Annotated in this window: 19 protein-coding genes; 1 reads left to right on the top strand and 18 read right to left on the bottom strand. The window is 42.3% G+C overall.

The genetic code is table 11. The features are described 5' to 3' along the window. Nucleotides 1-58: 58 nt before the first annotated feature. From DESME_RS01580 to DESME_RS01555, 6 genes are all read right to left on the bottom strand, one after another. Nucleotides 59-853 carry a TasA family protein gene (locus DESME_RS01580; protein WP_006716374.1) on the bottom strand — a complete coding sequence of 265 codons (795 nt, stop codon included), beginning with the start codon at nt 851-853 and terminating at the stop codon, nt 59-61. Nucleotides 854-1,039: 186 nt separating this feature from the next. Next, nucleotides 1,040-1,570, bottom strand: coding sequence for a TasA family protein (locus tag DESME_RS15290; protein ID WP_006716373.1), 531 nt, complete (start codon nt 1,568-1,570; stop codon nt 1,040-1,042). A 128-nt stretch (nt 1,571-1,698) separates the two neighbouring features. Further along, nucleotides 1,699-2,304, bottom strand: coding sequence for a signal peptidase I SipW (sipW, locus tag DESME_RS01570; RefSeq protein WP_006716372.1), 606 nt, complete (start codon nt 2,302-2,304; stop codon nt 1,699-1,701). Nucleotides 2,305-2,339: 35 nt separating this feature from the next. After that, nucleotides 2,340-2,726, bottom strand: a complete 387-nt coding sequence (locus DESME_RS01565) for a hypothetical protein (protein WP_006716371.1) — start codon at nt 2,724-2,726, stop codon at nt 2,340-2,342. 254 nt (nt 2,727-2,980) lie between these two features. Next, a complete protein-coding gene (locus DESME_RS01560; protein ID WP_006716370.1) occupies nt 2,981-3,595 on the bottom strand; it encodes a response regulator in 615 nt (204 codons plus the stop codon). Beyond that, complete coding sequence (locus DESME_RS01555; protein ID WP_167998818.1) at nt 3,592-4,905, bottom strand: sensor histidine kinase; 1,314 nt, start codon at nt 4,903-4,905, stop codon at nt 3,592-3,594. The genes DESME_RS01560 and DESME_RS01555 overlap by 4 nt, the downstream gene beginning before the upstream one ends. 558 nt (nt 4,906-5,463) lie before the next feature. Here DESME_RS01555 and yyaC point away from each other — a divergent pair. Next, nucleotides 5,464-6,027 carry a spore protease YyaC gene (gene yyaC, locus DESME_RS01545; RefSeq protein WP_006716368.1) on the top strand — a complete coding sequence of 188 codons (564 nt, stop codon included), beginning with the start codon at nt 5,464-5,466 and terminating at the stop codon, nt 6,025-6,027. A gap of 2 nt (nt 6,028-6,029) precedes the next feature. On the opposite strand, the gene DESME_RS01540 is transcribed toward yyaC, so the two are convergent. The 12 genes from DESME_RS01540 to secY form a co-directional block, all read right to left on the bottom strand. Then, complete coding sequence (locus DESME_RS01540) at nt 6,030-6,815, bottom strand: energy-coupling factor transporter transmembrane component T family protein (RefSeq protein WP_006716367.1); 786 nt, start codon at nt 6,813-6,815, stop codon at nt 6,030-6,032. A gap of 16 nt (nt 6,816-6,831) precedes the next feature. After that, complete coding sequence (locus DESME_RS01535) at nt 6,832-8,322, bottom strand: ABC transporter ATP-binding protein (protein ID WP_006716366.1); 1,491 nt, start codon at nt 8,320-8,322, stop codon at nt 6,832-6,834. A gap of 226 nt (nt 8,323-8,548) precedes the next feature. Further along, a complete protein-coding gene (rplQ, locus tag DESME_RS01530; protein WP_006716365.1) occupies nt 8,549-8,887 on the bottom strand; it encodes a 50S ribosomal protein L17 in 339 nt (112 codons plus the stop codon). A 25-nt stretch (nt 8,888-8,912) separates the two neighbouring features. Beyond that, nucleotides 8,913-9,860 carry a DNA-directed RNA polymerase subunit alpha gene (locus tag DESME_RS01525; protein ID WP_025248601.1) on the bottom strand — a complete coding sequence of 316 codons (948 nt, stop codon included), beginning with the start codon at nt 9,858-9,860 and terminating at the stop codon, nt 8,913-8,915. A gap of 54 nt (nt 9,861-9,914) precedes the next feature. Beyond that, nucleotides 9,915-10,541: a 30S ribosomal protein S4 gene (gene rpsD / locus DESME_RS01520; RefSeq protein WP_006716363.1), complete on the bottom strand. Its 627-nt coding sequence runs from the start codon at nt 10,539-10,541 to the stop codon at nt 9,915-9,917. A gap of 15 nt (nt 10,542-10,556) precedes the next feature. Then, on the bottom strand, nt 10,557-10,946 hold the full coding sequence (gene rpsK / locus DESME_RS01515; RefSeq protein ID WP_006716362.1) for a 30S ribosomal protein S11: 390 nt from the start codon (nt 10,944-10,946) through the stop codon (nt 10,557-10,559). A 19-nt stretch (nt 10,947-10,965) separates the two neighbouring features. After that, complete coding sequence (gene rpsM / locus DESME_RS01510) at nt 10,966-11,337, bottom strand: 30S ribosomal protein S13 (RefSeq protein WP_006716361.1); 372 nt, start codon at nt 11,335-11,337, stop codon at nt 10,966-10,968. A 149-nt stretch (nt 11,338-11,486) separates the two neighbouring features. Further along, complete coding sequence (gene rpmJ, locus DESME_RS01505) at nt 11,487-11,600, bottom strand: 50S ribosomal protein L36 (RefSeq protein ID WP_025248600.1); 114 nt, start codon at nt 11,598-11,600, stop codon at nt 11,487-11,489. Nucleotides 11,601-11,622: 22 nt separating this feature from the next. Next, nucleotides 11,623-11,841, bottom strand: a complete 219-nt coding sequence (infA, locus tag DESME_RS01500) for a translation initiation factor IF-1 (protein WP_006716359.1) — start codon at nt 11,839-11,841, stop codon at nt 11,623-11,625. Between the two features lie 32 nt (nt 11,842-11,873). Beyond that, nucleotides 11,874-12,620 (bottom strand): type I methionyl aminopeptidase, encoded by a 747-nt coding sequence (gene map, locus DESME_RS01495; RefSeq protein ID WP_006716358.1) that lies wholly within the window; start codon nt 12,618-12,620, stop codon nt 11,874-11,876. 4 nt (nt 12,621-12,624) lie between these two features. After that, the gene (locus DESME_RS01490; protein WP_006716357.1) at nt 12,625-13,266 is read right to left on the bottom strand and encodes an adenylate kinase; all 642 of its coding nucleotides are present in this window, start codon (nt 13,264-13,266) and stop codon (nt 12,625-12,627) included. Between the two features lie 13 nt (nt 13,267-13,279). Further along, nucleotides 13,280-14,569 carry a preprotein translocase subunit SecY gene (secY, locus tag DESME_RS01485; protein WP_006716356.1) on the bottom strand — a complete coding sequence of 430 codons (1,290 nt, stop codon included), beginning with the start codon at nt 14,567-14,569 and terminating at the stop codon, nt 13,280-13,282. Between the last annotated feature and the right edge of the window lies 1 nt (nt 14,570).

Raw genomic sequence — 14,570 nt, 5'->3', positions numbered from 1 at the left:
AAGACCTATCTTACGGCTCATATTACGTTTAGTTTAAAAATTCGATGACTCGACCTATTTACTTTTGGATCGCATTTACGGTAAATCCAAATTTGGCTTCTGCACCTTGATAGCCATTATTTGCATTATTATTTAGATGAACGACGAACGCAAGAAGTGCACCCTGTTTAGTGAACGGTAACACCGTTTTGTTTTTTAGAACAACTTCTTGTCCATTACTTAAATCTTGATATTTAGTAGTCAAATCTGTAAGGCTACCATTCCAAAGCTTTTCTACTATTAGCGGAATTTGAGCCTCAATTAGTTTCTGAGCAAGCTCATCAGTCCCAAAAAAATGATGTCCTCCTAAGATAAATGGATTAAAAGTTGAGCTTACCCAATCTAATGTAGGTTGATCAAGCGTATCATCGCCTGGTATGGGAGCAAACGGTGTTCCATCTGAAAGGTATTTAGGCGAAATCTTATATACTGCCACATCCATTTGTGAAGCCATATTTTTATTATCCGAAATTATCTCTGCCTTCACTTGCTTAATTGCAGCATCCAAGCTTCCTTTGTTATAGACCACTAATGACCGAATGTGTGTATCTCCTGGTGCCCATAGTCCAGTAGGTTTAAGTCCATCATATGATGGTTCTGTAGGAGTAGCACCCTCTGATGGAGTTGTATAAAACATTGGACCAGGAATGGTATCAAAACCATCCCGATACGAATCGATGTCCACCGTCCCCGCAGTAAAGGTCTTGTTTGAGTTCGTAGCTGTGTCCGAGAAAAAGGCATATGTGCTACCTCCAACAATCAAACTGATTGCCAATACTCCAGTTGGGATTAACGTAAGAATTTTTTTATTCATCCTTTACCTCCTATTAAAAAACGGTGGTTAAAAAGCCACCGTTTTTGAGTGATTGTTACCATCTGTACATCACTCCACCATTCAACGCTCTAAGCATCCGGTCGAACAGTGAATCTTTGATTACATACGGAATTCCATTGGTTATTAATTATTGGAGTCTGTGCTACTTTTTTGGTTCAGGATAGTTTATTTTGGATTGTTAGCTGTTTGCTCAGCATGGAAAGTAAGTTGAACTGAGGAGCTATCTCCTTGGTAGGTATTCCCTGTAGCAGTTGGCAAACTATACGAAATTTTATATTGTTCAGAACCTTTCGCTGCCATTGGATACCATGTCGCACCTGTCGTATCAACATTAGTCCATGTAGTTCCATCGGTGGATTTCTGAATAGTAAGAGCTAAATCTTGAGTTGCATCTCCTTTTATAAGGGTATCAGCACCTTCTCCAATAGTTGCTGTAACTGTGTACTGTACATCTAGACTAGATTTAGCATTATCAAGAGTAAAGGTATCTACTCCGCCATCTCCAGGAGCCAAGTTTGCTATTGTTCCATCGAAACCGGACTCTCCATTAACAGCGATATCTACGGTACCTGCTTTGAATGTGTTGTTGGTATTAGTAGTGTCATCTGTAAAGTAAGCGAAGGATCCTGCGGCTACAATTGTAGCTCCGAGTGTTGTGGTAAGGACTGCCATTGTGAGTTTTTTCTTGAGACTCATTTTTAATTTCCCCCTTAATTTTTACCCTTTAAAGGGTTATTTTTATTTGAACCTCTCATACGTTAACGAAATGGATTTTCTCCTCCTCTTCGCCTGTCGAGAAGTGTTCAAACCGAGTGGAAGGTAATTCAGACTTTAGTGGCATTCTCTGAGGAGACATGGGATGATACCTCTGTTTTATCAGTCTTTTTATCATTCTCCAGCTTAATGATCTCCCGAGACAGGCTTATCATAGTGCTCAGTATCAGAAATATGCCCGGTACTATGACCAAAAACAAAATGCCATTCTTTGATTTCATAAAGTTGAGATAATAACCCAAATAAGGGATTGTAATATTATTATATTGAGCTACTATATTACCCCCTGGTACAAGGTCTTTATCAACAACATCGTTCGCATCTCCTTTTGTTTGAAATGCTGGCGCTCCATCCTGGGTTTTAACCCGTACAATTCGGTGGGTGATCAGCATCTTAGGGTCATCCTTTGCTTTAAAGGTGATTACATCACCTTCCTTAAGGGTTTTTACGTCTACACCTGGCTTATCGAATATCACAGAGCCCGTATGAATTCCTGGCTCCATGGATCCCGAAAGTACTTCATACATCTGATGACCGAATAGTTTTGGCGTACCGTTATTCATCCTAGAAGTAACCGATGCATACACGGTCAGGATCAGCGCCACTCCCAGGATCACCGTGACAATGTTGCCGCCCCACTTTAAAGCCCGTTTCATCTTTTAAACCCTCACTTTTCTCAACTGAAGTTTTGTTAGTTAATAGCCCCTTCAGTCGTAGTTTGGTTAATCTCACTTTCTGTCTCTTGGCTTAATTCCATTGAATTTGGGTTTTCTCCATCGTGGTTAATTGATACTTGAGCATCTACTATAGTTGTTTCTGTTTCGAGATTTTGCTCTTCGACTGCTCCTTCATTAGGTTGTTCGGATGTTTGAGAAGGGGCTAGTTCCTGTACTGGGACAATTACCTCCTTTTGAGGAAAAGAAGCTGCTGCTGAAAAGCTTATTGAAGTTTGTGACGTACTTGTGATCAAGGCATAAGAGGGTCTAGTCAGTTCGCCTATGCTTAACGTTGTTAAAGTCATCAACCCAACTGTACAATAAATTCTGAGATGTTTTTTTACGTTCTTTGGAATGATCATTTTATCGGTCCTTTCGGATCTGATTTTGTTCTCGTCAGATTAGCGCTCAACTTCTGTTGTTATTATCTAATTTTACTAATCCAATTTCTCCATCCCAATGGATACGTTTCACTGGCTTATTGATGTAATCTTGAGTAGTACTAATGACTCTCCACAAAGGTATACTAAAGTAGAATTGATGAGCGCTTAATGACAATAAAAAAAGCGCAAACTCGTGTGAAAACAAGTTTACGCCGCTCTATTTTATCGACATCTTACGCTAATCCCTTCGAACTCACATAAAGTGCAGCCTGCGTCCTTCCACTCAACTCTAACTTAGCGAGAACCTGGCTGACATGCTTCTTTACTGTATACTCCGTTACAAATAAGTTTTTTGCTATCTCCTTATTACTTAACCCTTCTCCTAGAAGAATAAGGACTTCACGTTCCCTTGTCGTGAGCTGTTCGACAGGGTCCAAATCCTCAGCCTTTAACATGAGTTCTGTAATTCCTGGGTCATAATACTTCCGCCCCCGCCCTACGATTTGTACTGCTGCTAAAATCTCCTCCGGCAAAGCTACTTTTAGAAGATACCCATTGACTCCCTCTTCATTCGCAATACGAAAATCCTCCCGATTTGCAGACGAAGTTAAAATAATATATTTACAATCAATACCCTTCTCCCGAGCTAGACGAACGATTTCTAACCCCGACTCATTTCTTAATCTTAAATCAATCAACGCTAATTCGGGTTGAGTCGTTTCAAGAGCCTGTATTGCTTCGGCGACATCTGAAGCAATACCCACAATTTCCATATTGGGATGTGTTAAAAGAATTGAAGCAATTCCCTGGCGTGCCACAGGATAATCATCAACAATTAATATTTTCAAGAAGCAACACCCCCTATAAGCGGATTGTCCTTCTCGCTCTTGCGGACTCGATTTAAGGGTATTCTCACTTGTATACTCGTACCTGTACCTACGCTGCTCTCCATTATGAAATCTCCTTGAAGTTTTGATGTTAAACTCTCCATGTTTTTAAGACCGAGACCCAACCTTCTATCGTCTAAGGCATTAGAATTAAAGCCCTGGCCATTATCTATAATGATTAACTTTAAACTCTCAACATCAATCTCTAATCGAACATTGATCTGTGTCGAATGCCCGTGTCGTATCGCATTTCCAGTTGCTTCTTTAATGATACGGAAGATTGATCTTTTATTAGCTAGATTTAACTTATTTTCATTACCGCGTAGCTCAACGTTAATATCAACTTGATTCAAATGAGCAGCATCGCTGAGATATTCCTTAATATTTTCAAAAAAGTTAATTTGTGTTTCTTGTCGACGATTTAAGCCATAGATAATAAGACGCAGTTCTTGCATGGCTTTATTGGCTGAATCAGAAATGACATCTAACTGTTCTCTAATCCCCGTTTCAGAAAACTTCCCATTGGCTTTTAGGGCATAGGCTGCACTGGTAACGCCAAATAATCTCTGTGCAACTCCATCATGAATCTCGTTTGCAATTCGTTTTCGTTCTTCCTTAATCATGCAGTCAACGAACACCGTATCTATGCAGAGCCTCTCTATAATCGTACTACTCCATTTTGCTATAACCTCAATCTGCTTGACTTGGAGATTTATATTCCTTGCCTTCACGTCACATTTCACTCCAATGACACCATATTTACTGGAAGTCGTTATCATGGGAATGATTAAGTACGGCTGTCCGCTTATAAATACCCTCTTTATAAAAGGCTCGAGCTTAACCTCTCCCCATACCTTCTCAATACATTCGGACATATCTTCTTTGATTAGTTCAACTCCCACAGGCATTGCAACGATCTCCATCGGCAAGGTCTTAGAAGGTTCCAGCCAAACAAAAACCGTCTCAACTGCACTCATCTTAAGGACTCGCTGACAAATCATCTCACTAATCGCAGCATATTGTTCTGAAATAGGTAAGGACTCTACGTTCTGATACAGTGCAAAAACGTGCTCCATATCTTGGATAAACCCCGAATAAATACCCCTCAGTTCTTTATTCTGTGTCCTTACATTAACATATTGAATATATATTTTACCGAAATAACGACCGATTAAATATAGAAACACGATAACTCCAAGTTGTAGTCCAAGCGAAATCTGCGGACGTTCTACTAGGTACAAGATTGAAGCAGCTAGCCAACTAAGATGCAAAAAAAGGTTGATTTTTCTCCTGAACATATTTCTCTTACTCTCCTTATTGCACAATTGGCTAATTCCTATCAAAGGTACTATTATCCTCTGAGTTGTCTTTTATCGCTAAAAATTCGTGAATCTTGCCTCTTTCATTGCTCTTATGACCTATGTTCTTCCCGCAATAAGGACAAATCCATTCCGGATCATCATAAGATGAATAGGAACTCTTCAAACAATAAGGACATATTTTTGGGATCAAATCTTTCCCCTCCTCTAGAAAAAACCAGTTACAGGTCATTGCTTCACATGAGTACATTCCTTTATACTTTGTAACCGTGCTCATTATACTGTAGTATAACTCGAATATTCAACCAATTTTTTCCATCAATATTTTCTTCCTTTCTTCCCTCTTATCTATTTTCTAACAACCTCTCCATTTCAAACTCTAAATCTTATGTGCATTCGTCATTATGTATTCTCAGGTTTGAAGCATATAATTTCATCCTCATTTATACAATAAAAATAAGAGCTATCTCTGACAATAGCTCTTATTTTTATTCTGCCTAGCACTTATTTATGGAGGTGAAAATCATTTCGAAAGATGCCAGGAACATCTTAACCTCATTTAATACCTTCTCCTCTTTTAATTATAAGGATAAGCAAGCTTTTATTTTAACGTTGAAAGAATTAAGTGATCGGAAAAATATTGTCTTCGCTTGCATTGGAACGGATCGTGCCACAGGAGACTGTCTCGGCCCCCTAATTGGCACAAATTTGCAACGATTAGGATATACCGTTTGCGGAACACTTGAAGAACCCCTTCATGCTCAAAACCTAGCCCTCGAACTTCAAAAGGTCAGGTCTATTTATAAGCCTGATCTTATCCTCGCTATTGATGCTAGTTTAGGCCGACTTGAGGATATTGGAAAGATAAGTCTAGCCAACTCTCCGTTAAAACCTGGATCAGGCGTCCAGAAAGATCTCCCTCCTGTAGGTGACCTCTCAATCCTTGGGACGGTGAATGTTGGAGGTTTCTTAGATTTGCAGATTCTCCAGTGTACTCGTCTTCATACCGTGATGAAACTTACTACTGATATTACTCACTTGATCTGGCAAGCGATCCCCACTAAAGAGATGTGAATTTATTTCAATATATAGCTTATTAGCTTTTCACTTCCCCAGATAATAAACGGCCAAAGAATTAAAAAATTGACTCCCCTTTGATCAATTCGGGTCCACTCCCCAAAGCTAACACTCTGATAAGTTCCTGAGGTATATCCCCGTGCAAGAAGATTCTCAGCGAGCTCATCAGCTCTCCTTAAGCTTAAAATCAAAAGTGGAGGAATCAAGCGACACACTTCAATAACTTTGTGAAATAGAGACATCGGCCAAGCTCCTTTAAGAATTCTTGCCTTTCCTAAAAGCTGAGCCTCCTCCATCAATACGGGGACAAAACGCAAGGTTAACGTTAAGATGAGTACGAAATCTGCACTCTTCGGGAATATTTTGATTAAGGGGGTAAAAAAGTAGGCTATACCCACTCCCTGCTCTAGTGCTGGCGTGATCGCCACAAACATCCGAGTAAGTATAAAAATAAGTGCAATACGCCACAAGATGATGCCTGTATCCCCAATATCGTCTATTGACCAGTGTCCCTGCCAAAAAACTTCACTGGGGTTCCACGTCCAAGCTGTGGCAAGAATATAGAAGGCACTCAACATCAAAAAAGCATAAAAACTCGATTTATAAATTTGTAAGGGCAAATGGCTTAATCTCATCACGACAATTATCCCAAGCATGTGAATAAAAAGCCCCTGCCAAGTACTCCAGGTTATCCAAAGCGATATCCAAAACAAAGCAGCTACCTTTAAGCGCGCATCTAACGTGTGCAGGGGACTTTGTGTCGCATAGTAGACTTCAAGATTCATCTCCGTAAACACCCTTTCAGCATTTCACCCCTGCACTTCGGAAACGTTCTCGTTCCTTCAAAAAATGGTCTCCGACTTCGCATTCGAATGTAATTCTCCCATTTTCAATGAGCCATAACCGTGTAGCCATATCTAAAATTTCTTCTAGATCATGCGTTACATAAAGAATGGTATAGCTATTCTTAGACGCATTCATGAATGCCTTAAAGTTCGCTCTTCCCTGACGATCTAACCCGATGAGTGGCTCATCAAAGAGAAGTATTCCTGGATTCGTCGTCAAGGCTGCAGCCAGTGCCACTTTTTGTCGCTCGCCCCCACTCATCTGCAGGGGATCCTGCTGCCATTGAATTTTAGGAATACTCATCTGATTTAAATATTGTTCATGTATTTCCTTACTTCTGGCGCGCTCTCCTTTGCCTACTGTATAAAATATTTCATCATATACCGTACGACCCAGAAGATATTCTCCTGCCTCCTGCTGAAGTAGTCGTATTTTGTTCCGTAGTTGCTTTGAAGGGATGGGTACAGATTCATCATCGAATGCCTGGAATCTCCCTTTAAAAGGCGTTACTAATCCTAATCCACTTTCTAATAGGGTTGTCTTTCCTGCCCCAGACGGCCCAATGATACCTATAAATTCATTCCTTTTAACAACCTGGTCAATCCAAACCCTACTTTTATATTCAGCCTTCTGCCAACGTAAAACCTCAGCCCGAGCTTTTGGACGAGAAGCATTCAGTATAGGATCCTTTGAAATATTCTGGGGGAAGGAGGATTCTTTCAAACCTCTAATTCCATACTCTCTGCACCGTTCATCATCAGCAAGAATATCCCTGGGGTTACCTTGTTCAACGATTATGCCTTCCTGAAGCACGAGGAGCCTATCCGCCTTTAGCGCAATCTCAGGATCATGTGTTATCCAAAGTTGACCCAATCCTGATTCCCGGTTGCTCTCCTTATCGCTTCCCAAATGGGTATCAAGTAGATCGAAGACCCGTTTCCTTGCTCTAAGGTCAAGCATAGAAATCGATTCATCAAGAATTATGAAAGCGGGTTGAAGAGCAAGGACTGCTGCAATCACTAACCGTTGCCTTTCACCCCCTGAAAGCGTAGCAGGTGACTGTAACAACTGCTCTTGAAGCCCGATCTGCGTCGCGAGCAATTTCACCATTTTTTTTACTTCCGCCGCATTCATACCCTGGTTTAATAGACCAAAACCGAGTTCTTCAGCAACAGTAGCCCCGATGGTTTGCCGACGAGGATGCTGCCCAACAAACCCAATCATTTTCCAATGCGGGTAGTCATGCCAAGAATGGATTGCTCCGTTTTGATCAAGAACTACCTCGCCGGACTCCTGCTGAATAAGTCCTGCAAGAATTCGTGCTAAAGTAGACTTTCCTGAACCGTTCGCTCCCATCAAAGCCAGTTTTTCTCCCTGAATCCAGTCAAAGTTGACTTGAGTCAGAATCGTTTTATATGTTATATCCTTGATCTGTAGCTCGTACACCTTCTTGTACTCCTCGCTCCAAAGATTTAATTCTCTAGTACAGCAGTCGAAATAAAATAGATGAGTCTCAATTTGACTTAGGCATTTGCTTCTACACTTTGTAAACTATAGTTTGTATACTTTCTATATAAACTATAGTTTACAAAGAGATTATGCCTTTCGCAATACTTAGCACAAAAAAAAGCCAAGTTGCTTTAATTAAGCAACCTGGCTTTTTTAAGTCTTCTTACACGAGTTCGATGAGTACGAGTTCTGCTGCGTCTCCGCGGCGGAAGCCGGTTTTCATGATCCTAGTGTAACCGCCTTGGCGATCACTGTACTTCGGAGCAATAGTTTCGAATAATTTCGTTACTACATCTTCTTCCATCAGATAAGCCATAGCATGACGACGAGCAGCAAGATCTCCTTGCTTACCTAGCGAAATCATTTTCTCGGTAATTGCATTGAGTTCTTTGGCGCGAGCTTCAGTCGTTTCAATACGCTCGTATTTTAACAGAGAAGTGGCAAGGTTACGTAGCATTGCGCCACGATGACCTGAGTTTCTTCCCAATTTACGGTAAGCCAATGATGTTCCCCTCCTTTTGACCGAATTAGTCCTCGACTGTGCGGAACCCTAAGCCGAGCTCTTTTAACTTGAATTCCACTTCTTCCAAGGACTTGCGGCCCAAGTTGCGAACCTTAATCATGTCCTCTTCCGTTTTCTGAGTAAGTTCTTCCACCGAATTGATTCCAGCCCGTTTCAAACAGTTATAAGAACGAACCGAGAGGTCTAGTTCTTCAATTGTCATCTCAAGAATCTTATCTTTACCTTCTTCTTCTTTCTCAACCATAATCTCAACATCATTGAGCTTATCGGTAAGACCAATGAAAAGAAGAAGATGTTCGCTTAAGACTTTTGCTGCCAGGCTTGTCGCTTCTTCCGGTGAAATACTTCCGTTGGACCAGACCTCGAGAGTGAGCTTATCATAGTTCGTGATCATGCCCACCCGAGTATCTTCAACGGCATAATTTACCTTGTAAATCGGAGCGAAAATGGAATCAATGGGGATTACGCCAATCACTTGATCCGGCTTCTTATTTTTATCAGCCGGTACATAACCACGGCCTCTTTCGGCCGTCATCTCCATCGAGAGACGGGCATCCTTATCCAGAGTGGCGATCTTCAAATCAGGATTCAGTACTTCAATATCCGCATCCGTGATAATATCACCGGCGCGAACCACTCCCTCTCCTGAAGCTTCCAGACGCAAGATTTTCATTTCGTCTGTATAGCCTTTCAAAGCTAAGCTTTTAAGGTTAAGGATGATATCCGTTACATCTTCCAGCACTCCTGGTACCGTGGAGAATTCATGAAGAACACCTTCGATTTTAATCGCAGTCACTGCCGTACCCGGAAGCGAGGATAAAAGGATTCGCCGTAAAGAATTTCCTAAAGTAATCCCATATCCTCTCTCCAGAGGTTCAACTACAAATCTTGCATAGGTGTTGTCGTCAGAACGTTCAACGCATTCAATTCTGGGCTTCTCGATTTCTAATATCGGAATGCACCTTCTTTCTCGGGAACTTGATATCAATCTATCCTACGTTAGAAATTAACGAGAGTATTTCTCAACGATGAGGTGTTCCTGGATAGGCATTTGAATATCTTCTCGAGTGGGTAGTGCTACGACTGTGCCGCTTGCAGCATTAGCATCTAAACTCAGCCATTGCGGCGGTGTACGATCAAGATTAGTTAAAATTTCCTTAATCCGTGGTGAAGTCTTGCTCGCTTCTTTGTAAGCAACAACATCTCCTTGACGAACAAGGAAGGAAGGGATATCAACTCGACGACCATTCACAATAAAGTGTCCATGACGAACGAGCTGACGAGCTTCCGGACGAGAAGTTGCGAATCCAAGTTGGAATACCACATTATCGAGGCGGCGCTCTAAGAGACGAAGAAGGTTTTCACCTGTCATCCCTTTTTGGCGAGACGCTTCAACGAAATAAGTACGGAATTGTTTCTCAGCAACTCCATAGATACGCCGAACTTTTTGTTTTTCACGTAACTGAATACCATATTCAGTAGGCTTTTTACCGCGGCTTTGGCCGTGTTGACCAGGAGCATAAGCTCGACGGTCAATTGCACATTTTCCTGTATAGCAACGATCACCTTTCAGGAAGAGTTTCATTCCTTCCCGACGACATAAACGACAAACAGGACCTGTATATCTTGCCATGTTGACACCTCCTTCTTATACTCTTCTCCGTTTCGGAGGCCGACAACCGTTATGCGGAATCGGCGTCACGTCTTTGATTAAATTCACTTCAAGTCCTGCAGATTGGAGAGCACGGATCGCAGCCTCACGGCCAGCTCCCGGTCCTTTAACAAAGCATTCTACTTCTTTCATGCCATGTTCCATTGCAGTTTTAGCTGCAGTTTCAGCTGCCATTTGCGCAGCAAACGGTGTGCTTTTACGGGATCCTTTGAAGCCCAGCGCACCAGCGCTAGACCAGGATATTGCGTTCCCGTGTGTATCGGTAATGGTAACCATCGTATTGTTAAACGTAGATCTAATGTGCGCTACGCCACTATCGATGTTTTTACGTTCGCGGCGTTTCGTACGAACAACTTTACGGGCCATCTCTGTGATCCCCCCTTAATTATTTTTTGCGTCTTGCGCCAACCGTCTTAATCGGACCTTTACGCGTACGTGCATTCGTTTTGGTGCGCTGTCCACGAACAGGAAGCCCACGACGATGACGTAATCCACGATAACAGCCAATTTCCATCAGACGTTTAATATTGAGGGATACTTCCCGACGTAAGTCACCTTCAACCTTAAATTCTTTATCAATAACTTCCCGGAGGCGGCCTACTTCCTCTTCGGATAAGTCACGAATACGGGTGTCCGGATCTACGCCGGTCTTTGCGAGAATCTTATGAGATGTTGGAAGCCCAATTCCATAGATATAGGTCAATCCAATCTCTACACGTTTCTCACGCGGTAAATCAACTCCAGCGATACGTGCCATCTAAACTTTACACCTCCATATTGCTGTTTATTTTAAACCCTCTTGTATATTACCAATCATCAACAACAAACTTTGATTAAACCTTCTTCAGCTGTTTTTCCCTGCAATGGATTGATCTCCATCAGCCGCGCAAGATAAATACTGTTGAATTAGCCTTGTCTTTGTTTGTGTTTCGGATCTTCACAGATAACCATGACTTTTCCATGGCGTTTAATGATTTTACATTTTTCACAGATTTTTTTAACAGAAGGCCTTACTTTCACCGTAATCCCCTCCCTTTGGGCTTTACTTAAACCGATAAACAATCCTGCCACGAGACAGGTCATAAGGAGAAAGCTCCAATGTAACCCGGTCCCCTGGAAGAATCTTAATGAAATTCATCCGGATCTTACCAGAGACATGTGCTAATACCTTATGTCCATTGGCTAATTCCACCAAGAACATGGCGTTAGGTAGTGGCTCTAGTACTTTTCCTTCGACTTCGATGACGTCCTCTTTTGACATTATAACCCTCCTCTGGCACTCAATCGGGTATCTTAACTCCGAGTCATTATCTCAGGGCCATTTTCGGTAATGGCTACAGTGTGTTCAAAATGGGCAGAAGCTTTGCCGTCCTTCGTCACAACAGTCCAGTGGTTACGGAGTGTCTTCACTTCATACGTTCCCAAGTTGACCATCGGTTCAATAGCCAAACACATCCCGATGTCGAGTCGAGGCCCCCGTCCAGCTTTTCCGTAATTGGGGATTTGCGGTTCTTCATGCATCTCTCGGCCAATTCCGTGTCCCACATAGTCGCGAACAACAGAAAAGCCATTAGCTTCAACATGGGTTTGAACCGCATGGGAAATGTCATAGAGGCGGTTTCCTTTGTGAGCTTGTTCAATTCCAAGCATTAGGGACTCTTTCGTAACGCGCAATAATTTTTGCAATTCGTCAGAGATTTCCCCAACCGCGAAGGTCACGGCAGAATCGCCAACATATCCTTCATAGGTTGCACCGCAATCGATACTGATAATATCTCCAGATTGTAACACCGTTAAACCCGGAAACCCGTGTACAACCTCTTCGTTCACGGAAGCACAGATGGAATACGGAAAACCATTGTAACCTTTGAAGCTTGGAACAGCACCGCATTTTCGAATATAATTCTCGGCAATTTGATCGAGCTCCTGAGTAGTAATCCCTGGATGGATTGACTCGCCCAATAGCTGGAGTGTATCCGCCGTAATCTTACCGGCTTTACGCATGTGTTCCACTTGTGACTTACTTTTAAGTTCTATCATTGCTTTACTCCAAAGCAGCCAGAATATCTTCCAGCACCTTACTGATGTCCTGGTCACCGTTAATCTCTTTGAGAATTCCCTGACCCCGATAATATTCAATCAAGGGTTGGGTTTGAAGGTTATACACATCAAGGCGGTTTTTCGCCGTTTCGAGCGTATCATCACTGCGCTGGTACAGTTCCCCTCCGCACTTATCACAAACGCCATCAGCACTTGGGGGATTAAAGACCATGTGATAGGTCGCACCGCATTGCCGGCAAATCCGGCGTCCCGTGAGACGCTCTATAAGTTTGGCTTCGGCCACTTCGATGTTTAAGACTCCATCTAATTTCATCTGAAGATCAACAAGAATTTTATCTAAGGCATCAGCTTGGGCAATTGTGCGTGGAAATCCATCAAGCAGAAATCCGTTGGCACAATCTGCTTCAGCTAATCTCTCAGCAACGATCCCAATCGTTACTTCATCAGGTACTAGGGATCCGGCATCCATAAATTCCTTTGCCTTCTTCCCTAGCGACGTTCCAGTCTTGATTGCAGCCCGAAACATATCGCCTGTCGAGATATGAGGAATCTGATACTTTTCAATGAGGCCCGTAGCCTGCGTTCCTTTGCCCGCACCGGGTGGGCCCATGAGTATTGCTCTCATTTGTTTGCCCCCCTTACTTCATAAACCCTTGGTAGTGTCGCTGCATCAGCAGGGATTCCATTTGTTTCATGGTTTCCAAGGCAACGCTGACGACAATCAATAATGAAGTACCCCCAAGAGAAATGTTTTGAATCCCCGTTAAACCAACAATCAGACTAGGCAGAACAGCAATCAACGATAAAAACAATCCTCCGGCTAAGGTTAAACGGCTCAGAATCTTCGCAAGATAATCCGAAGTAGCCCGGCCAGGACGGAGTCCAGGAATGAATCCACCGTATTTCTTGATGTTATCTGCTACATCTACTGGATTGAAGGTTACTGCGGTATAGAAATAGGTGAAGAAGATAATCAACATCGCGTAGATAATGAGATAAGGTATTGAATACACAGTACCATTCATCGTAAACCAGCGATTAATGAATTGTACATAACCTGATGTGGCAGGCATCCAAGTCGCGATTGTACTTGGAAAAGCAAGAAGTGATATTGCAAAGATAATCGGAATTACTCCAGATTGATTAACTTTAAGCGGAATATGTGAGGATTGACCACCGTAAACACGACGTCCGACCACTCGTTTGGCATATTGCACTTGAACACGACGCTGTCCTTCTTGAATAAAGACAACTCCAGCAATAATCGCTGCCCCCATAATGACTAATCCAATAACCGAGAGAGCATTGATTTCACCTACTTTGAGCAACCCCCAGATGTACTTTAAGCCATCCGGTACTCTAGCAACGATCCCTGCGAAGATGATCAGTGAAATCCCATTGCCAATTCCTTTTTCAGTAATTCGTTCTCCAATCCACATCAGAAAAGCTGTTCCTGCTGTGAGGATGAGCGCAACTAAGAGATAAATCGGCCATTTTAAACTCGGGCTCGGAATTACCAATGCAGTACGGAGGCCATAAGTCAACCCAAAACCTTGTATAAAGCCTAGGACAACTGTTCCATACCGTGTGTATTGAGTAATCTTTTTCCGACCATATTGTCCTTCTTTAGCTAAATGCTCCAGGTAAGGAACAACAATCGTCAAAAGTTGAAGGATAATTGAAGCCGTAATATAGGGGGTGATACTCAAAGCAAATACCGAGAACCGCCTAAAGGATCCTCCGGAGAACGTATCTAAGAAATCAAAAATGCTTCCTGACCCAATCATATTGGAGAGCACACTATGATCCATAAAAGGAATCGGGATATGCGCCCCAATCCGAAAGATAAGGAACATGAGTAAGGTGAATCCGATTTTATTCCTGATCTCTGCGACTTTCCATGCATTTTTCAGGGAATCGACAATCATC

Origin of the sequence: Desulfitobacterium metallireducens DSM 15288, assembly GCF_000231405.2 — a bacterium.
In the GTDB taxonomy this organism is placed as follows: Bacteria; Bacillota; Desulfitobacteriia; order Desulfitobacteriales; family Desulfitobacteriaceae; genus Desulfitobacterium_A; species Desulfitobacterium_A metallireducens.
The sequence above is the reverse complement of the archived record's forward strand: the minus strand, read 5'-3'. Positions and strand labels throughout refer to the sequence as shown.